The sequence below is a fragment of the Methylophilaceae bacterium genome (genome assembly GCA_018398995.1).
Lineage (GTDB): Bacteria > Pseudomonadota > Gammaproteobacteria > Burkholderiales > Methylophilaceae.
Map to the genome: position 1 here is coordinate 237,681 of CP073759.1, position 20,873 is coordinate 258,553.

Genomic DNA, 20,873 nt, shown 5'->3' on the forward strand with positions numbered 1-20,873 from the left:
ATTAAGTCATTGAACACACGATATTTTTTGTGTAAAATATGCGGTTCGTGTTACGTTTTTAACTCGATACTTACGATCACTAAAAACCTAACGTTAATTTTAAACTTCCCCACTGCTAGGTGGGACTAAACTGGATACTCTTTTTTAATGTCTACTACTGACTCAACAACCTCTTCAAACCCAGAATCATTCGCCGCCCTATTTGAAGAAAGTTTATCGCGCCAAGAAATGCGCTCAGGCGAAGTAATCACTGCTGAAGTTGTCTCGATTGACAACGACCACGTTATTGTTAACGCAGGTCTTAAATCTGAAAGCGTGATTGATGCAAACGAATTTAAAAACCCACAAGGCGAATTAGAAGTCGAAGTTGGTGACTTTGTTAAAGTCGCTATTGAGAAGCTAGAAGATGGATTTGGTTCAACTATTCTTTCTCGCGATAAAGCGAAAAAAATGGAAGCATGGCTAGATTTAGAAGATGCAATGAACGAAGGCCGCGTTGTTAAAGGCTATGTAAGCAGCCGTGTTAAAGGTGGTTTACGCGTTTCAGTTAATGGCATCATGGCATTCTTACCAGGCTCATTAGTAGATGTTCGTCCTGTAAAAGACACAACACCATTCGAAAACAAAGAGTGGGATTTCAAAGTCATTAAACTTGATCGCAAACGTAACAACATCGTTGTTTCACGTCGTGCGGTAATGGAAGTAACTGCAAGTGCTGATCGCGAAGCATTAATGGAAACATTGGCTGAAGGCTCTACAGTTAAAGGCATTGTAAAAAATATTACTGATTATGGTGCGTTCGTTGATTTAGGTGGTATTGATGGTTTACTACACATTACTGATTTAGCATGGCGTCGTGTTAAACACCCATCAGAAGTATTAACAGTTGGTGATGAAGTTGAAGCAAAAGTATTGAAATTTGATCAAGAGAAAAACCGTGTTTCATTAGGTATCAAACAACTTGGTGATGACCCATGGGTTTCATTAGGCCGTCGTTATCCAGTGGGCACTCGTCTATTCGGTAAGGTATCAAACTTAACAGATTACGGTGCGTTTGTTGAAGTAGAGCCAGGTATTGAAGGTCTTGTTCACGTGTCAGAAATGGATTGGACCAATAAAAATATCCACCCAGGCAAAATTGCACAATTAGGTGATGAAGTTGAAGTGATGATTCTTGAGATTGATGAAGATCGTCGTCGTTTGTCATTGGGCATGAAACAATGTAAGCCTAATCCTTGGGATGACTTTGCAGCAACACACGCTAAAGGTGACAACGTTGCAGGTCAAATCAAATCAATTACTGATTTTGGCGTGTTTATTGGCTTGCCAGGCAACATTGATGGTCTTGTTCACTTATCTGATTTGTCATGGACACAATCTGGTGAAGAGGCGATTCGTAACTTCAAAAAAGGCGATGAGCTACAAGCTGTTATCTTAGCGATTGATGTTGAAAAAGAGCGTATTTCTTTAGGCGTTAAACAGCTAACTGAAGATCCAAGTGGCGAAACAGCATCAGTAAGTTCTGATGACGCTGCTGCTAAGCCAAAAGCAAAAGCAAAGGCAGCGAAGCCAACAGCTGAAGAAGCGGCTGCGGCATCAGGCAACACCAATCTTGGCGCGCTATTAAAAGCGAAGATGGAAGATAAGAAGTAATCATTAGTCAATTAGAAAAGACCATATAGCCATGACAAAATCTGAACTAATTAACCTGCTAGCGGAACGTTTTCCGCAGCTTGTTGTGAAAGATGCTGAGTTATCTGTTAAAGCCATTTTAGATGCAATGACTGATAATTTATCAACAGGCGAGCGCATTGAAATTAGAGGCTTCGGTAGTTTTAGTCTTAACTATCGTCCTCCTCGTTTAGGTCGCAATCCTAAAACTGGTAGCAAAGTGCAAGTGCCTGCCAAGCATGTACCGCATTTTAAAGCTGGTAAAGAATTACGTGATCGCGTAGATTTGGCTAGCTAGTCTTGTTTATTGGCTTTGATAAAAACGGCACATCGATGATGTGCCGTTTTTTTTATTGTTTTTTTCTTTATCATTAGCCCCTAGCGTAACGCTTAGGTAAAATGATCATAATCTTATAACGAGCATGATATGACAATTGAATTTGAATATTGGTGGCTATTAATTCTTCCCCTATTTTTCATACTGGGCTGGATAGCAGCACGTGTTGATATTAAACAAATCGTTGCTGAATCGACCACGTTACCTGCGGCATACTTTAAAGGACTTAATTTTTTAATTGGTGACCAACATAGCAAAGCTGTTGATGCCTTTTCTGAAGCCATTCATGCAAATAGTGATTCATTAGAGTTACACTTTGCCCTTGGTAGCTTATTTAGACGCACAGGTGAAACTGATCGCGCTATTAATATGCATTTAAATTTATTAGATAAAAAAGAGCTAACAAAAAATCAAAGAGATGCGGTAAAAGCTGAATTAGCATTAGATTATTTAAAAGCAGGTTTATATGACCGAGCAGAAGAGCTATTTAAAAACTTAACCAATAAACGCTATCGTCAATCTGCTTTGTACTCGCTTCTAGAGATCTATGTGCGCGAACGTGAGTGGCTACAAGCTGTTGAAACAGCAACAGAATTAGAACGGTTATCTGGCGTACCATTTCGAATAGAAATTGCCCAGTATCATTGTGAATTGGCGATGAATGCCATGATCGATCAACAACCAGAACAAATGCGTATACATCTGGCTAATGCATTAGATGCCAATAAAAAATGTATCCGTGCTAATGTGCTATTAGGTGAATTAGAAGTACAGTCTGGCAATCACGCTGCCGCTATCTCACATTGGAAACACATTGAATTTCAAGATCCTGAATACTTAGGCTTAGTCGCCAATAAGCTACTGCAAAGCTTTGCTGCGCTTGGTAAGCTAAAAGAAGGCATTACCCTACTTAAAACATATTTAGAAAACTACAAGCTACCTTCAATCATGCATGCCTTATATGAGGCAACGGTAGCAGAAGAAGGCGCTGACAGCGCAGCAACATTAGCCAGAAATGAGCTCATTAGACAGCCTAGTTTGCAGACATTAGATCAGTTATTACAAGCGCGAGCGATGTCTGAACACGCTACTCAAACTAACAATTATCAAGATATTCAACTGATGCAACAAACTGTCCGCAATGCTATCGGTCATCGCGCTGCTTATCACTGTAATCAATGTGGATTTAGAGCCAAGCAATATCATTGGCAGTGCCCTGCTTGTAACGCCTGGGAGTCTTTACCTTCCGAGCCGACCGAAGCGATTACTCGCGCCATGACGATTAAAAATTAGTTAATTAACCAGTAAAAGTAAATATGAACGATTCTAAAATAATAGTTGCTCTCGATTATGCCAATGAAAAAGACGCATTAGCGCTAGTCAATCAACTAGATGCTAAGCTTTGTAAATTAAAAGTAGGCAAAGAATTATTTACCGCAGCTGGACCTGCCTTTTTAGCGCAACTGGTTGCCAAAGATTTTAAAGTATTCTTAGATCTTAAATTCCACGACATTCCCAATACGGTAGCAAAAGCATGCAAAGCCGCCAGTGACTTGGGCGTATGGATGCTGAACGTGCACGCCAGCGGTGGTAGCGCCATGATGAAAGCGGCATTGGAAGGCGTTAATCAATCCAATCATCATCCCTATTTAATTGCCGTGACTGTTTTGACCAGCATGGATCAAACAACATTAACAGAAATCAATATCCAGCAACCAATTGCGCAGCAAGTGTTGGCTCTCGCTCAGCTGACACAAACCGCAGGGCTAGATGGCGTTGTTTGCTCTGCACAAGAAGCCAGCCTATTAAGGCAACATGTTCATCAAGACTTTTTATTGGTCACGCCAGGCATCCGTCCAGCAAACGCAAATAAAGATGACCAATCTCGCATTGTCACACCACAGGAGGCGCTTGCACAAGGTGCAAATTACTTGGTGATTGGTCGTCCAATTACACAAGCAGAACAGCCTGCAGCGGCATTGCAATCCATATTGCAATCCATCTAAATCATTATTTTGTATTGACCGCTCAATCAACTAAGCGTTAGACTTTTAGTGGCTTTGCATTTTGTAAGGCCAAAACAATAATAAAAGGAAATAATAATATGAAAAAACCGTTAATTAGTTTATTAATCGCACTTAGCTTAAGTGTTAATGCCTTTGCTGCTGTCAATATCAACACTGCCTCTAAGGCAGAACTGGAAACCTTAAATGGTATCGGCGCCAATAAGGCGGCTGCCATTATCAAATACCGAAAAGAAAATGGCAATTTTAAATCAGTGAATGATTTAACCAATATCAAAGGTATTGGTCCTAAAATGGTGAAAAAGATTGGCAAAGACGCTACCGTTACTGGAAAAACATCAGGTCTAGCAAAACAAGCGTCGAATACGAAAAAAGAAAAATCTGAATAGTAAAATAAATAACAAAACCCCGTCTTGGCGGGGTTTTGTTATTAGGGCAAGCAACTTATTTTACCCGCATCCCAGCTTGTGCCCCACTATCTGGACTCAATATATAAGGTCCGCCGCGTTCATCACTTGCCGCTAAGACCATGCCTTCACTCATACCAAATTTCATTTTACGTGGTGCTAAGTTTGCCACCATCACAGTCAAACGCCCTTTTAACGTTTCAGGGTCATAAGCTGCTTTGATTCCAGCAAATACTTGACGTGTATTTTCTTCGCCAATATCCAATGTCAGTTTTAATAGCTTTTCTGCGCCCTCTACATGTTCAGCATTAACAATGTTGGCAATGCGTAAATCAACCTTGGTAAAATCATCAATGCTAATATATTCACCAGCCAACTGTTCTTTGACCACTTCCGTTTGGTTGGCAACGGCTTTAACAGGCGCTTCATTACTTTGTAAGTTTTCTTTATTGCTATCCACCATTGCTGCTATCGCCTTAGGTTCTATTCGTGTAATTAAATGGTTGTAATCGTTAATGGTGTGCTCAACAGTTAAGCTCGATGCTACGCTGTGCCATTGCATTGGTTTTATATTTAAAAATACCTCAATTTCGGTTGCCAGCTTAGGCAAGACTGGTTTAAGGTAAAGCGTTAATAAACGGAACATTTCTAATGCATCAGAACAAACTTGTTGCAACTCCGCATCTTTATCTTCTTGCTTTGCCATGACCCAAGGAGCGCGCTCTGCCACAAAGCCATTGGCCAAATCACTTAAACGCATAACCTCTCGTAAGGCTTTACTATAATCGCGCGCGGTGTAGGCTTTGGCAATATCATCAGCCGCTGATTTAAGCTCAATAACAACTGCATTATCCGTTGATGGATGCAACTTTCCGTTAAATCGCTTATTAATAAATCCCGCCGTTCGGCTAGCAATATTAATATATTTACCGACTAAATCGCTATTGACTCGCGCAACAAAGTCTTCAAGATTCAAATCGATATCTTCCATGGTTGAATTGAGTTTAGCTGCATAGTAATAACGCAAATATTCAGGATTTTTCACATGGTCTAAATAGCTACGTGCCGTAATAAACGTACCACGTGATTTAGACATTTTTTCACCATTAACAGTTAAAAAACCATGTGCAAAAATCTGCGTTGGTGTGCGATAACCACTGTATTTAAGCGTAGCTGGCCAGAATAAGGCGTGAAAATACAGAATATCTTTGCCAATAAAATGATAAAGCTCAGTGTCACTATCTGCTTTCCAATATTCATCAAAATCCAAACCATTTTTGGCACATAGATTTTTAAAGCTGGCCATATAACCAATCGGCGCATCTAGCCAAACATAAAAATATTTACCTGGCGCATCCGGAATCTCAAAGCCAAAATACGGTGCATCACGCGAAATATCCCAATCGTTTAAACCATTTTGAAACCACTCACCCATTTTGTTAGCCGCTTCACCTTGCAATGTGCCAGAACGCGTCCATTCTTTTAAAAAAGCTTCACAATCTGATAATTTAAAAAAGTGATGCTCGGTTTCTTTGCGTACTGGCGCTGCACCAGATACCGCCGAGTAGGCGCCAATCAACTCAGTCGGGTTATAGGTTGCGCCACACACTTCGCAAGAATCACCATATTGATCTTTTGCATGGCACTTAGGGCACTCACCTTTAATAAAGCGGTCAGGTAAAAACATGTTTTTAACGGGATCGTAAAACTGCTCAATGGTTTTAGTTGCGATTTTTCCATTGGCTTTGAGTGCTTTATAAATAGCTTGAGAAAGTGTTTTATTTTCGTCTGAGTTAGTCGAATAATAATTATCAAAACCAACTAAAAAGTCATCAAAATCTGCGCTATGCTCTTTATGTACACCTTCAATTAAGGCTTCAGGCGTGATGCCTTCTTTTTCCGCACGCAGCATAATCGGCGTGCCGTGCGTATCATCAGCACACACGTAATGCACTGTATGCCCCTGCATTTTTTGAAATCTCACCCAGATATCAGTCTGAATATATTCGACTAAATGTCCAAGATGAATACTGCCATTTGCATAAGGAAGTGCTGAAGTAACAAGAATTTTGCGTGACATGGTAAATGAACCGATTTTGCTAAAAGTGCTATTTTAACAAAAGCTTGTCACTTAACCTACGTTTAATCTGTATATTAGCTTGTCATTAAAGCTTTATCCATTTGTCATATTTCTTAAAAGAAATCACGACAAGATAGTCACATTAATTTTATATCGGGGTGTAATAAAAAATCAATTATGATGATTGTCACTGACACGTTTGAACAAACCAATGGCGTTTCTACCACTTATAAAAACATCAAAAGCGTGGCTCGCTCACGCAACTTACGCTTCAAAGTGATTCATCCCAGTTTATTTAAATGGATCCCCATGCCGTTTTATCCTGAAATTCAACTAGCGATACAGCCTTGTCGATTGTGGCGCCTACTTAATCGTATTAATCCGCCACAGATTCATATTGCAACGGAAGGCATTTTGGGAGCAGTGGCTAGAGTGTGGTGTATGCGCAATAAAAAACCATTCACTTCGTCCTATCACACGCAGTTTCCTGAGTATTTAAATATTTATCTGCGTATTCCACTCAGTTGGACTTACGCCTATTTACGACGTTTTCATGCGCCTGCGAAAACTACATTTGTCACTACAGAAACAATGCGTAACAATTTAGCAGCGCGTGGATTTAAGCACTTAACTGTTTGGACACGCGGCGTTTCTGATCAATTAAAAAGTGAAAAGCCGCATCAACAGCACCATAGCAAACTACGTGTTTTAAATGTAGGTCGTGTGAGTAAAGAAAAGAATTTGGATGCATTGTGTGCGCATGAAAATGAATTCGAGATTTCGATTGTGGGCGATGGCCCACACGTTGAAACACTCAAAAGAAAATACCAAAAAGTGCATTATTTAGGCTATAAATTCGGTAAAGAGCTAGCGGATATTTATACTGAACACGACATTTTCGCCTTCCCTTCTCGCACAGACACCTTCGGTATTGTGATGATAGAAGCCATGTGCAATGGCTTGCCAGTGGCTGGCTATCCTGTTCCAGGACCCATTGATGTGATTGAACATGGCGTGACGGGTTATATTAATGACGATTTGCGTCAAGCAATTATCAATTGTGCACAATTAGACCATCAAATTATCAAACAGACCGCTAGACAAAAATGGAGCTGGGCGCGTTGCTTTGATATTTTTTACAAGCATTTCCACGCTTAAGATACCCGCACCATAATAGCCGCATCATATTAGAGCAGTTTTTTCGGTAGCTATCACCAAGCTAGGTTAATAAAAACTGCTTTAATCACTTTAATGGCTTACTTGACTATATGCAGTTTACGGGCAGTTTACGATCAATTTTCGTGATTGTTATTTTATTGCTTAGATAGTTTGTTTAACAAGCTCAGTCTTGGTATGATTAAATGAGTTGGTCGTTCGCTAAGAGAGTTTATATTGCATCAAATTTTCACAGAATTTTCACTCTTACTCATTATTTCTGCGTTTGCAGGCATGATAGCGCTGTGGCTAAAACAGCCAGTTTTAATCGCTTACATTGTGGTCGGCATTGTCGTTGGTCCTGCCGTTTTAGGGTTGGTTGGTGCACACGATCAAATCGATTTGCTAGCACAAGTAGGTGTGGCAGTTCTTTTATTTGTTGTCGGTCTCAAGCTAGATTTGCAACACATTCGTCACATTGGCCCTGTTGCCCTTGCTACAGGTTTAGGTCAACTGACTTTTACCATCATTTTTGGCTTTATTATCACCTATGCTATGGGGAAAAGTCCTATGGATGCCATCTATGTGGCAGTGGCGCTTACTTTCTCTAGCACAATTATTATTGTTAAATTATTAACAGATAAGCGAGAAATTGATGCATTACATGGCCGAATAGCGATTGGCTTTCTGATTGTGCAAGATTTAGCTGTTGTGATTGCAATGATGTTGATGAGCACCTTAAAAACAGGTGCTGACGCTGAATTAGCACAGGTGCTGATTTCACTTGCTTTCAGATTAGCAATTGTTGTGGTTGCCATGTTTGTCCTGATGCGCTATTTCCTACCCAAGATTGTCGCTAGAATGGCACGCTCACAAGAGCTTTTACTTATTTTTGCTATTGCATGGGGAACAAGCTTTGCCGCATTAGGTGAATGGTCTGGGTTTTCGAAAGAAGCTGGGGCTTTTTTGGCGGGCTTTTCCTTAGCATCCAGTATTTACCGAGATGCGATTAGTGCCCGCTTGACTGGCATCAGGGACTTTCTGCTGCTGTTCTTTTTTATTGATTTAGGCTCAAAACTCGATTTTTCTACGCTAGGAGCAGAAGTTGCACCTGCTATTGTACTTTCTCTATTTGTTCTTATCGGCAACCCATTAATCGTAATGGGGATTATGGGTTATATGGGCTATCGTAAACGAACAGGTTTTTTAGCGGGATTAACTGTCGCACAAATTAGTGAGTTTTCAATTGTTTTTGTTGCGATGGGTATCTCTTTGGGACACGTAGGTGTTGATGTGCTTGGACTAACTACAATTGTGGGTCTCGTTACAATTGCATTGTCTAGCTATATGATACTGTACTCCCATCCTCTATATGATCGCCTATCAAACTGGCTATCCATCTTTGAACGCAAGATTGCATATAATGAGCTCACGCACGAGAATAACAACACAACAAATAGCGATCCTGATGTCATGGTGTTTGGCGCAGGTCGCTATGGAAGCGCGCTGGCTAGCGGCTTGCAGAAAGCTGGGCTTGATGTACTCACCATCGATTTTGATCCAGAAAATTATAAAAAGCAGCAATGTAAAGGCTTGAACATCAGATATGGCGATGGCACAGAATCAGATTTTATTGATAGCTTACCCATCAAAAATACCCAATGGATTGTCAGCACCTTGCCAGACATGACCACCAATCAGTCACTGATACATGCACTCAAAGAAAACCACTACCACGGTAAAATCGCTATTGTAGCAAGAGAAGAAATTGATATGCCTATGCTGAATAAACTAGGGGCTACTATTGTGCTTTATCCAATTATGAATGCCGTTGAATTTGCGGTTACAACACTTACAACAGAAATTGGCGCAGAAAAAAGGTTAAAAAAATGAGTTCTTTTAAGCAAATCTTATGTGCAATAGATTTATCTCAACCTTCAGAAAAGTTGTTACAAAAAGCAAAATACTTCGCACAAGATGCAAACACAGCGCTTACTGTTTTGCATGTAGTAGAAGATAATCAACTGAGTTTTTTACAGTTTATGATAAATACCGAGGCTGACAATACAGAACAAATTGCAATTGCTAAGCTTAACGCAGAATTGTTGGATATAACGAACACCTTACTCGACGAGGGCGTTAAGGCAAATGCAATCACGGTAACAGGTAAAGTAAGCGAGTCGATTGGTAATTTCGCCAATGAAATCGGTGCTGATTTACTGTTAATTGGTGCCTATAACCACAACAAACTAGAGAAGATTTTTTTAGGATCAACGGCTCTAAAAATATTGCGTTATAGTGTCCGCCCTACCCTTGTCATTAAAAATACTAGTCCTACTACTTATCAACGTGTTTTTATTGCTGTGGATTTTTCTCAGGATATCAATACTATCATTTCAATAGTTAAAAACATCGCCCCTGATGCAGAACTTGTGTTGGCCCATTTTTATGATATTACCTTTGAAGGCATACTCAATCATTATGCGGAACTTGATGACAATCAACTCATGTCATACCGAACCGAGATTCGTGAAAACGCACTTAAACAATTAGAATCTATCGCTGATGCCGCTCACTTAGACCCACTACAATCATCGATTGTGGTTGCACAAGGCAGTGCTGTTGAAAAGATACTATTTTTTGCAGACGATTATGAATGTGATTTATTGGTACTTGGTAAGCATGGGAAAAGTTTAACTGAAGCGCTTGTGCTCGGCAGTGTTACTAACGAGATTATTAACACCTGTACACAAGATATATTGGTTATTACGCATCAAGAAAATCAATCACTTACCAGCTCACTACTCTAATGAATCTGCTGCTGCATCTTCATTGATAACTACGCTATTTTCTAACCAATATTGAATTTTTTGCCAGCAAAATGGTAATAAGATAAGCGCAATGATTGCAGCGGCCATATTAAAAACAGTATGCACTAATGCAACTTGCTGTACCGGCATAAGACTGTTAGAGCCCAAAATGTAACTCACGATGGGCTGAAGTAAGGTTGCAAATAACAGGACACCCAGCATATTTAATACCGTGTTCAACATTGCTAATTTTTTGGCAACGATATCTAATGCGCTACTTGCCATTAATGCTGTCGATGTTGTACCAACATTTGCCCCTGCTACCATCCATACAGCTATTTCAGGCAAGACGAGTCCTTGTGAGACTAGTAGGACTGCCAAACCACTCACCACAGATGACGACTGTACCAAAGCAGTCAATAATGCGCCAATTAACAGCGCCACCACTGCGGAATTGAGCCAATAGTGTAAATCATTAATAATAGGCATCTGCGCAACTGGTGCTAGCGCTTGAGCAATAAGATCTAAAGCTAAAAAAATCAATCCAAAATAAAAAATCGCCTTACCATAAGGTCGCCAAGGCCGTAATCCAAAAAATGACCACAAACCGCCAACTGTCAAAAATAAAGGCCCCAATCCCTCAATTTTCATGGCAACTAGCCATGAAGTTAAGGTTGTGCCAACATTAGCACCTATCATCACGGCAAATGCGCCGCGATGGGTTAATGCACTAGTGTGGGCCAACCCAACAGCCATGGAGGTCACAGCAGACGAGGATTGCACTATTGCCGTACTCATCGCACCCACAAGCGCACCACGCCAGTCAGTACGTGTGATTCGCTTTAAAAAGGCACGAAGTCTTTCTCCGCCTAATCTTGTCACTTCTTCTGAAAATGCAGCAAGTCCATGTAGAAATAACATAATGGCCGCCATGACCGAAAAAAACCAGATTAAATTTGTGTGCATTTTTTCACCTAGTCTATATCACTGTCACTTTTAGTGCTCGCCATACCGCTTTTTCTACCTCTACTATTAGGAATTTTGCCAAGCCTAAGATGATAATAAATTGCCATGATGACCAATCTAGCGAGACGCTATTAAATAGTTGTTGTAAGGGGCTAGCATAAGTAAAAATCATTTGAAAACTGATTAAAGCAATGCTCACCCAAAAAGCCACTCGGTTTGAAAAAAGCACATTCCAAGTAAGAGAAGATGCCGTAAAAAAGCGGACATTAAATAAATAGACTAACTCACCAACGACTAACATATTAATTGCTGCTGTTCTTGCATAAGCAAGGGTTTGGCCACGGGCAAGTTCCCATTCAAATGTGGCAAAAGTCACCGCAACCATCAATAGACTCACAAATAAAATACGCGTACCTAATACTTTCGTTATCAGCGGTTCTGTGGGCGACCTTGGTTCGCGCTTCATAATACCCTGTTCGGCTGATTCAAAAGCCAGCGCCAATGCCAAGGTAATTGCAGTGACCATATTGACCCAAAGAATTTGACTAGCAGTAATTGGCATAGCAATTCCAGCAAAAATAGCCAGTAATATAACCCCTGCTTGCCCGCCATTGGTAGGCAACATAAACAACAGTGATTTTTTGATATTGTCTAATACCACACGCCCTTCTCTGACGGCACGTGCAATGCTAGCAAAATTATCATCTGTCAATACTAAATCGGCTGCTTCACGCGCAGCATCGGTTCCTTTGTTTCCCATAGCGACGCCAATATCAGCCGCCTTTATGGCTGGCGCATCATTGACACCGTCACCTGTCATTGCCACCAGCTCGCCTTGGGATCGCAATGCTGAGACTAATCTTAATTTATGCTGTGGGCTTGCACGCGCAATCACATCAACATGATGGATCTTTTGCTGTAATTGAGCATCACTCAACGCGTCAATCATTGCCCCCGTTAACGTGAGCCTATCTGAGAGTCCTAACTGCTTAGCAATTGCAGTTGCTGTGACTGCATGATCACCGGTAATCATCATCACGCGTAAACCTGCAGACTGGCAATCAGCGATAGCATCAATGGCTTCTTTACGTGGAGGATCTATCATGCCAACCATGCCTAATAACTCAAACCGCTGGGTAATATCCTCAATATTAAGCGCTGACTTATCAGCACTTACATCGCAACGTGCCAGTGCCAACACACGTTCGCCCTGACTTGCGGACGTTGCTATACGAGTTTTCCACATCTCGCGATTGATTGCCCCTTCAGCATCATGAACGCAAAGATCAAGCACTTTCTCTGGCGCACCTTTTAGCAATATAAATGCGCCTCCATGGTGATTATGATGTAATGTTGCCATCAACTGAAGCTCAGATGAAAATGGAATCTCATCTACTCTAGGATAACGTTGATTCATATCCTTGGCATGCAGTTCGGCTTTATACGCAAGCGTTTGGAGCGCACCTTCGGTAGGGTCGCCAACCATATGCCAACAACCAACCTCATCCTGTTTTATCTCGGCATCATTACATAATATGGCACAAGTCAGTAAGGCATGTAATAACTTCTCTTCTGAGATGTCAACTGCTTCAGCTTGATTGAAAAAACCACCTTCTGGTGCATAACCTACGCCACTGACAGCAAGTGTCTTTGTGGGTAACATCACACTCACTGCAGTCATTTCATTGCAGGTCAATGTGCCTGTTTTATCAGTACAAATCACAGTTACGGAGCCTAATGTTTCGACTGCTGGCAATCGGCGAATAATCGCTTTATTACTCGCCATTACTCGCGTTCCAATCGCCAGCACAATCGTTACAACAGCCGGCAGTCCTTCTGGAATTGCAGCAACAGACAAGCCAACAATCGCTAAAAATAATGCCAGCACAGGCATATCCATCACCCAATATCCATAGGCAAAAGTAACCATACCAATCAATAAAATAAATGCCGTTATTTGTTTTGCAAAGGTATCAAGGCGCCGAGTTAATGGTGTTGTTAGCGTTTGCACAGCACTGACTAATGTTCCAATCTTTCCAATTTCTGTCTGTTTGCCAGTCGCAATCACAACCCCTCTCGCATGCCCCGTACTGACTAAAGTACCCGAATACACCATACAATGTCGGTCGCCAAGTGGTGACTCTAAATCTGTTTTCTCGGTCTGCTTTTGAATAGGAACTGACTCCCCAGTCAAAGCAGCTTCCATCACTTGACAGTTTTTCACCCAGATTAAACGCAGATCAGCCGGCACTTTATCCCCAGGTTCTAACAAGACAATATCGCCAGGTACAAGTTGTTTTGCATCAATTTCAACATGCTGGAAATCCCGAATCACGCGGGCGCGTGTCGCCAGCATGCCACGAACCGCTTCTAATGCCTTCTCTGCTTTACCTTCTTGTACAAAGCCAATCATGGCATTAACCAGAACCACGGCAATAATCACGCCAGCATCCGCATAATCTTCTAATAAAAACGTGACCACCCCAGCCGCAAGCAGTAAATAAATAAGCGGATTATGAAACTGCAAAGCAAAACGCAAAAAAGGATGGGTATTTTTAGTGATAGGTAGACTATTATTGCCGAAATAGTTTAATCGCTTGGTCACTTCAGACGCAGACAATCCATGTTCAGTCGCCTCAAGTGCTTTTAAAACCCCATCTATCGCTTGCGCGTGCACATTCTTACTTAAGTTATCCTGCATATTAAACTCCAACTCTCGTACTAATATCTTTGGGTTGATAGAAACATCATCAACTTAAATGTCTTGTTAGAAATGATAATAACATCAATATGTTACAAGATTGACTTAAAACAAAAAAGACGTGATTGCTTATATGATTAATCGAATAAACTGAATCAATTTTTTACATAAATTAAGAATTCAAGCAATGACGTAGACTTACATTTACGCTAAAATACCTTAATTATTTACTCAAGAATTATCGCAAGGACTATCGAATGGCAATTACTGAACTACATGTTCAATCGGCACTACAATTATGTGTAGACCCAAATACAGGAAAAGATTTTATTAGCAGTAAATCTGCCAAAAATATCCAAATACAAGATAACCATATCAGCTTGGACATCATTCTTGGCTACCCCGCTAAAAGCGTATTTGATGACATCAAAACATTGGTGGCCAATGCATTAAAAGCATTAGATGGGGTAGATAAGGTGACAGTTAATATTGGCAGCCGCATTGTTTCGCATAAAGTACAACAAGGCGTTAATTTATTGCCGAATGTAAAAAACGTGATTGCTGTTGCTTCAGGTAAAGGCGGTGTCGGCAAGTCAACAACATCCGTCAACCTAGCACTTGCACTGGCAGCAGAAGGCGCAACAGTTGGTTTGTTAGATGCTGATATTTACGGGCCCAGTCAACCGCAAATGTTAGGATTGAGCGGTCGCCCAGACAGTGCCGATGGCAAAAGCATAGAACCGATGGAAGCCTATGGTATTCAAGCCATGAGTATTGGCTTTTTAGTCGATACGGATACGCCGATGGTATGGCGTGGGCCAATGGTGACTGGTGCTTTAGAACAATTACTTCGCGACACTAAATGGCGTGATTTAGATTACTTAGTCATTGATTTACCACCCGGCACTGGTGATATTCAACTCACACTTGCGCAAAAAATACCTGTAACGGGCGCGATTATTGTAACCACACCACAAGATATTGCATTGCTCGACGCGCGCAAAGGCTTAAAAATGTTTGAGAAGGTTGGTATTCCTATTTTAGGTATTGTCGAAAATATGAGCACACACATTTGTAGCAACTGTGGACACGAAGAACATATCTTTGGTGCAGGCGGTGGTGCGTCTATGTGCAAAGACTATCATGTCGATTTGCTCGGCAGCTTGCCGCTTGATATTAAAATCCGTGAACAAGCTGACAATGGCAAACCAACGGTTGTTGCAGAACCAGATAGCGCGATTGCGACCACCTACAAATCAATTGCACGCCAATCAGCCATTAAAATTGCCAATGCAGGCTTAGACCATAGCAGTAAGTTTCCAAATATTGTCATTCAGAATACCTGAGAAACAATCTAAAATAAGCAACCATCATCAATAAAAAAGCGCCGAGTAGGCGCTTTTTTATTATCAACCAACTTGTTTTAATTCAATGTAACCCCGAAACAATATACATCTGCACCATTTTCCCCTGTAATTAAGGTAGCTGGAATGGCGACACCATTGCGCCAATGATCGACGGCTTCTTGTTTACCAGCACCTGTTACTAAAAACATCACTTCATGTGTTTGGTTTAAACGATTTTGGCTAATAGTAATGCGATCTGCTGGTGGTTTAGGCGCATCAAATACAGGTACGGCATCGGCGCTATTATCAACTGCTTGGTTAGGGAATAAACTGGCCGTATGTCCGTCTTCACCCAAGCCTAAAATCACCAAATCAAAGGTACGCACATCTTTTAATGTTGCTGCATAGGCTTTTGCACCTGCCACATTGCCAAGTTCTGCCGGAATGTCATGAATCTGCTGCTCAGGAATCGCGACTTTACTTAACCAGGCATCACGCGCCATTTTGCTATTACGCTCGATATGGTCAGCGGGCAAACAACGATCGTCATTATGATAAACATGCCAATTTTTCCAATCCGCTTGTTGCTCACTTAATAATTGATAAACTGCTTTAGGTGTACTGCCACCGGCTAGCACAATATAAAAGCTGCCATATTGTTTGATGGCTACGTCTGCCGCTTGTAAAATTCTAGTGGTAGCCGCTTGATTAATTGCATCTTGTGAATCAAAAGCATGCCAACGGGTAGCTGATTGGAGCGTCATATTACAAAAAACCTTACATTTTATTATCGGAGATGATTAAGTCATGCGATTGCATTTGCTATAATTATACTTGTTCTTACACAATTATCGGCTGAAAAATGACTAAAAAAATTGATCCTTGCACGCTTGTGCTCTTTGGTGCTAGCGGAAACTTGTCTCGCGTCAAACTCATGCCAGGCTTATATCGCCTAGATTCACTTGGCAGATTACCTGATGATATGAAGATTTTATCGGTTGGCAGGTCGCCAGTGTCACATGCCGATTGGCAAGCAGAAGTGCGTAAAATGTTAGAAGCAAAATTTTATAATGGCCTTGATGAAGCTGTGTTCAAACGTTTTATTGCGCGTAACTATTATCAAGAGAATGGTTCTGATGATCCTGATGCGATGAAAAAATTAGCAACGCGTTTAAATGATGCAAGTATTTTTCCACAAAACTTTGCTTTTTTCCTCTCTATTCGCCCTGTTGATTTTGCACCAGTAGTTGAACAGTTAGCATCGGTTGGCTTAACTGATGACAGCAAATACTGGCGACGCGTGCTAATAGAGAAGCCATTTGGCACCAACTTAGAAAAAGCACAAGCGTTGCAAGCCTCCATTACGCAACACTTGAAAGAAGAGCAAATCTACCGTATTGATCATTATTTGGGTAAAGCGGCTTTACAAAACATTATGCTGACTCGCTTTGCCAATCATATGCTTGAACCGCTTTGGAATAACGCGCATATTGACCACGTGCAAATCACCAACAACGAAACACTTGGTGTTGGCGACCGGACAGAATTTTACGATAGCACTGGTGCCTTGCGTGATATGGCACAAAGCCATTTATTACAAACGTTGGCATTAGTCGCCATGGAAAAACCTGCTGATTTTAATCCTGACAGCATACGTGCAGAAAAGATTAAACTATTACAGTCTATTCGCCCGATTGATACTGCTCATCTCGATAAGCAAGCTTTCCGCGCGCAATATAAAGAAGGTCATGTACCAGCACGTGACGGCCACTCAGAGCATGTAAAAGGTTATCTTGATGAGCTAGGCAAAGCAAGTTCCGTTGAAACTTACGCTGCTATTAAATTATTTATCGATAATCCACGTTGGAAAGGCGTGCCATTTTACGTGCGTACCGCAAAACGTATGCATGAAGGCAGCACCGCTATTTCTATTCGCTTTAAAAAAGCACCGATGGAACTCAAAGAAGGTCAACAACAAAACTGGCTCATTCTCAGTATTCAACCAAAAGAAAGTATTAAGCTTGAAATTCAAACCAAAGTACCTGGATTAGACATTGCAACACGCGCAATCAGCATGGATGGTCAACTTCGCCAAGCGTCTGATGATAGTGTTGATTCATATGAAACTTTGTTACTTAATTTGATGGAAGGCGATGCTTCCTTATTCTTACATATTGATGAGGTGCAAGCACAATGGAAACTGATTGATCCCATTGTTAAAACTTGGGCCGCTGATAAAACCCCAGTCCATCAATACCCTGCTGGTAGCCGCGACCCTAAAGAGTCAAGTGTCATTTTTGAATCAGAAGATCAGTTCTGGCGCTATAGCATTGAATTAGGTGGCGATCAGCACTAAATGACTCAAGAAATTACGAGCGATAAGTATTAAAAAGTTATCAAGCAATTACTTTTTATTGTTATGATTGTCACTCATGAAAAGCGGAGTTAAACTCCGCTTTTTATCTAATGCGCGTTATCAAATAACGCAAAAGCTTCATTTACAAACTAAACACATTAATTAGGCAAAACAATGAGCATTAAATCAGACAAGTGGATACGTAAAATGGCGGAGCAACACGGCATGATAGAGCCGTTTGAACCGAATCAAGTAAAACTTAGCCCAACAGGCGAGCGCATGGTGTCATACGGCACATCAAGTTATGGCTATGACATTCGCTGCTCTAGAGAATTTAAGCTGTTCACCAACATCAATAGTACCATTGTGGATCCAAAAAACTTTGATCCTAATTCGTTTGTTGAGGTGGAAGAAGATTTTTGTATTATCCCACCTAATTCATTTGCACTCGCTCGTACGGTGGAGTACTTCCGCATTCCGCGCAATGTATTAACAGTTTGCTTAGGCAAATCAACTTATGCGCGTTGCGGCATTATTGTCAATGTCACGCCATTTGAACCAGAGTGGGAAGGCTACGTCACCCTAGAGTTTAGCAATACCACACCGTTGCCTGCTAAAATTTATGCAAATGAAGGTTGTGCGCAAGTATTATTTTTTGAAGCAGATGCCGATGACGTTTGCGAAACAAGTTATAAAGACCGCGGCGGGAAATACCAAGGGCAAGTTGGCGTTACATTACCAAAAACTTAGCAATTAAAATTAGGCTGGACACATGAAATTTAGATTCCCAATTGTCATTATTGATGAAGATTTCCGAACCGATAACTCTTCCGGTTTGGGTATTCGCGTATTAGCAAAAGCCATTGAAGATGAAGGCACTGAAGTATTAGGCGTTACCAGCTACGGAGATTTAGCCTCTTTTGCCCAGCAGCAAAGTCGCGCATCTGCCTTTATTTTGTCGATTGACGATGAGGAAATTGTAGAAGAGAAACCTGAAGCAATTGAAACCTTACGTTCATTTGTGAAAGAAATTCGCTACCGCAATGATGATATTCCTATCTTTTTACATGGTGAAACGCGAACTAGCCGCCATATTCCCAATGATGTACTGCGTGAGTTACATGGCTTTGTGCATATGTACGAAGATACGCCAGAATTTATTGCCCGCTTGATTATTCGTGAAGCTAAAACCTATCTTGAGGGTTTGCCACCACCATTTTTCAAAGCACTCACACATTATGCTGCTGATGGCTCTTATTCATGGCATTGTCCTGGCCACTCTGGCGGCGTTGCATTTTTAAAATCACCAGTCGGTCAAATGTTCCACCAGTTCTTTGGTGAGAACATGCTACGTGCCGATGTGTGCAATGCGGTTGATGAGCTCGGTCAACTGTTAGACCATACAGGCCCAATTGCTGCATCGGAGCAAAACGCCGCGCGTATTTACCATTGCGACCATCTTTACTTTGTGACTAACGGCACCTCAACTTCCAACAAAATTGTTTGGAACTCAACCGTAGCGCCTGGTGACATTGTGGTGGTTGACCGCAATTGCCACAAATCCATCTTGCATGCCATTATTATGACAGGGGCAATTCCCGTCTTTTTGATGCCTACACGTAACCACTTTGGCATTATTGGACCGATACCAAAAAGTGAATTTACTTGGGAAAATATTCAAAAGAAAATCGAACAAAATCCATTCATAACAGATAAAAAAGCAAAACCACGTGTATTAACCATCACCCAATCAACCTATGACGGCGTGCTATACAATGTCGAAGAAATTAAAGAGATGCTTGATGGCAAAATCGATACATTGCACTTTGATGAAGCTTGGCTACCACATGCCACCTTCCATGATTTTTATGGTGATTATCATGCTATTGGTGAAGAAAGACCGCGTTGTAAAGAGTCCATGGTATTTTCAACGCAATCCACACACAAACTCCTCGCTGGCTTAAGTCAAGCCTCACAGATTCTAGTTGAAGATGCGATTAATAATAAGCTTGATCGTGATGTATTTAATGAAGCCTACTTAATGCATACCTCAACCAGCCCGCAATATTCAATTGTAGCAAGTTGCGATGTAGCTGCCGCCATGATGGAAGCACCAGGTGGAAAAGTATTGGTTGAAGAATCTATTATGGAAGCACTCGATTTCCGCCGCGCAATGCGCAAAGTAGATGAAGAATGGGGTGCCGATTGGTGGTTTAAAGTATGGGGACCAGACGATTTATCAGAAGAAGGCATTGAAGAGCGTGACGCATGGATGTTAAAAGCCAATGAAGATTGGCACGATTTCGGCGATTTAGCTGAAGGCTTTAACATGCTTGACCCAATTAAAGCGACTATTATTACACCAGGCTTGGATATACAGGGCACATTCTCTGATAAATTTGGCATCCCGGCTGCCATCGTGACTAAATACTTGGCCGAGCATGGTGTGATTGTAGAAAAAACCGGTTTATATTCGTTCTTTATCATGTTTACTATTGGTATTACAAAAGGTCGATGGAATACCATGGTTGCCGCGCTACAGCAATTTAAAGATGACTACGACAAAAATCAGCCCATTTGGAAAGTATTGCCTGAGTTTGCCCAAAAACAGCCACTATACGAACGCTTAGGCTTGCGTGATTTATGTACACAAATCCACGATGTGTATAAAGCCAATGACATTGCTCGACTGACCACTGATATGTATTTGTCAGATATGGTGCCTGCGATGAAACCAACGGATGCTTTTGCTAAAATGGCCCATCGTGATATTGATCGTGTCGCTATCGATAACTTAGAAGGCCGCACAACGGCTGTCTTATTAACACCTTATCCCCCAGGCATTCCATTGCTAATTCCGGGCGAGCAATTTAATAAGGTGATTATTGATTATCTTAAATTCGCACGGGTTTTTAATGAGCGTTTCCCGGGCTTTGAAACAGACGTACATGGTTTAGTAAAAGAAATCATCAACGGCAAAGCCATTTATTATGTCGATTGTGTGCGTGTTTAAACACTGA

General features: G+C 41.2%; 16 protein-coding genes. 12 read left to right on the plus strand and 4 right to left on the minus strand.

The window, feature by feature from the left end:
- Window positions 1-147: 147 nt before the first annotated feature.
- The 5 genes from rpsA (at window position 148) to KFB94_01205 (ending at window position 4,421) form a co-directional block, all read left to right on the plus strand.
- Window positions 148-1,653, plus strand: coding sequence for a 30S ribosomal protein S1 (gene rpsA / locus KFB94_01185; GenBank protein QVL45771.1), 1,506 nt, complete (start codon window positions 148-150; stop codon window positions 1,651-1,653).
- A gap of 31 nt (window positions 1,654-1,684) precedes the next feature.
- On the plus strand, window positions 1,685-1,969 hold the full coding sequence (locus tag KFB94_01190) for an integration host factor subunit beta (GenBank protein QVL45772.1): 285 nt from the start codon (window positions 1,685-1,687) through the stop codon (window positions 1,967-1,969).
- Between the two features lie 129 nt (window positions 1,970-2,098).
- Window positions 2,099-3,301, plus strand: a complete 1,203-nt coding sequence (lapB, locus tag KFB94_01195; GenBank protein ID QVL45773.1) for a lipopolysaccharide assembly protein LapB — start codon at window positions 2,099-2,101, stop codon at window positions 3,299-3,301.
- A 23-nt stretch (window positions 3,302-3,324) separates the two neighbouring features.
- A complete protein-coding gene (gene pyrF / locus KFB94_01200) occupies window positions 3,325-4,014 on the plus strand; it encodes an orotidine-5'-phosphate decarboxylase (GenBank protein ID QVL45774.1) in 690 nt (229 codons plus the stop codon).
- Between the two features lie 98 nt (window positions 4,015-4,112).
- A complete protein-coding gene (locus KFB94_01205; protein QVL45775.1) occupies window positions 4,113-4,421 on the plus strand; it encodes a helix-hairpin-helix domain-containing protein in 309 nt (102 codons plus the stop codon).
- Window positions 4,422-4,476: 55 nt separating this feature from the next.
- On the opposite strand, the gene metG is transcribed toward KFB94_01205, so the two are convergent.
- Entirely contained in the window at window positions 4,477-6,519 is a 2,043-nt protein-coding gene (gene metG / locus KFB94_01210; protein ID QVL45776.1) for a methionine--tRNA ligase, read from the minus strand.
- A 177-nt stretch (window positions 6,520-6,696) separates the two neighbouring features.
- Between metG and KFB94_01215 the strand changes: the two genes are divergently transcribed.
- The 3 genes from KFB94_01215 to KFB94_01225 all read left to right on the plus strand — a co-directional run bounded on the left by KFB94_01215 (window position 6,697) and on the right by KFB94_01225 (window position 10,484).
- On the plus strand, window positions 6,697-7,677 hold the full coding sequence (locus tag KFB94_01215; GenBank protein ID QVL45777.1) for a glycosyltransferase family 1 protein: 981 nt from the start codon (window positions 6,697-6,699) through the stop codon (window positions 7,675-7,677).
- A 234-nt stretch (window positions 7,678-7,911) separates the two neighbouring features.
- Entirely contained in the window at window positions 7,912-9,567 is a 1,656-nt protein-coding gene (locus KFB94_01220) for a cation:proton antiporter (GenBank protein QVL45778.1), read from the plus strand.
- The gene (locus KFB94_01225) at window positions 9,564-10,484 is read left to right on the plus strand and encodes a universal stress protein (GenBank protein ID QVL45779.1); all 921 of its coding nucleotides are present in this window, start codon (window positions 9,564-9,566) and stop codon (window positions 10,482-10,484) included. Before KFB94_01220 ends, KFB94_01225 begins: the two co-directional genes overlap by 4 nt.
- Here the strand turns inward: KFB94_01225 and KFB94_01230 are convergent.
- Together KFB94_01230 and KFB94_01235 are read right to left on the minus strand one after the other, a co-directional pair.
- Entirely contained in the window at window positions 10,476-11,450 is a 975-nt protein-coding gene (locus KFB94_01230) for a Na/Pi cotransporter family protein (GenBank protein QVL45780.1), read from the minus strand. The genes KFB94_01225 and KFB94_01230 overlap by 9 nt on opposite strands.
- Before the next feature lie 13 nt (window positions 11,451-11,463).
- Window positions 11,464-14,151, minus strand: a complete 2,688-nt coding sequence (locus KFB94_01235; protein ID QVL45781.1) for an HAD-IC family P-type ATPase — start codon at window positions 14,149-14,151, stop codon at window positions 11,464-11,466.
- A 257-nt stretch (window positions 14,152-14,408) separates the two neighbouring features.
- On the opposite strand from KFB94_01235, the gene apbC reads away from it, so the two are divergent.
- Window positions 14,409-15,497, plus strand: coding sequence for an iron-sulfur cluster carrier protein ApbC (gene apbC, locus KFB94_01240; protein QVL45782.1), 1,089 nt, complete (start codon window positions 14,409-14,411; stop codon window positions 15,495-15,497).
- A gap of 77 nt (window positions 15,498-15,574) precedes the next feature.
- Here apbC and pgl read toward each other — a convergent pair whose 3' ends face one another.
- The gene (gene pgl / locus KFB94_01245) at window positions 15,575-16,261 is read right to left on the minus strand and encodes a 6-phosphogluconolactonase (GenBank protein QVL45783.1); all 687 of its coding nucleotides are present in this window, start codon (window positions 16,259-16,261) and stop codon (window positions 15,575-15,577) included.
- Between the two features lie 98 nt (window positions 16,262-16,359).
- Here pgl and KFB94_01250 point away from each other — a divergent pair, with 98 nt between their 5' ends.
- The 3 genes from KFB94_01250 (at window position 16,360) to KFB94_01260 (ending at window position 20,866) form a co-directional block, all read left to right on the plus strand.
- A complete protein-coding gene (locus KFB94_01250; GenBank protein QVL45784.1) occupies window positions 16,360-17,853 on the plus strand; it encodes a glucose-6-phosphate dehydrogenase in 1,494 nt (497 codons plus the stop codon).
- A 174-nt stretch (window positions 17,854-18,027) separates the two neighbouring features.
- Entirely contained in the window at window positions 18,028-18,603 is a 576-nt protein-coding gene (locus tag KFB94_01255; GenBank protein QVL45785.1) for a dCTP deaminase, read from the plus strand.
- Window positions 18,604-18,625: 22 nt separating this feature from the next.
- Window positions 18,626-20,866 carry an arginine/lysine/ornithine decarboxylase gene (locus KFB94_01260; GenBank protein QVL45786.1) on the plus strand — a complete coding sequence of 747 codons (2,241 nt, stop codon included), beginning with the start codon at window positions 18,626-18,628 and terminating at the stop codon, window positions 20,864-20,866.
- The last annotated feature ends 7 nt before the right edge of the window (window positions 20,867-20,873 follow it).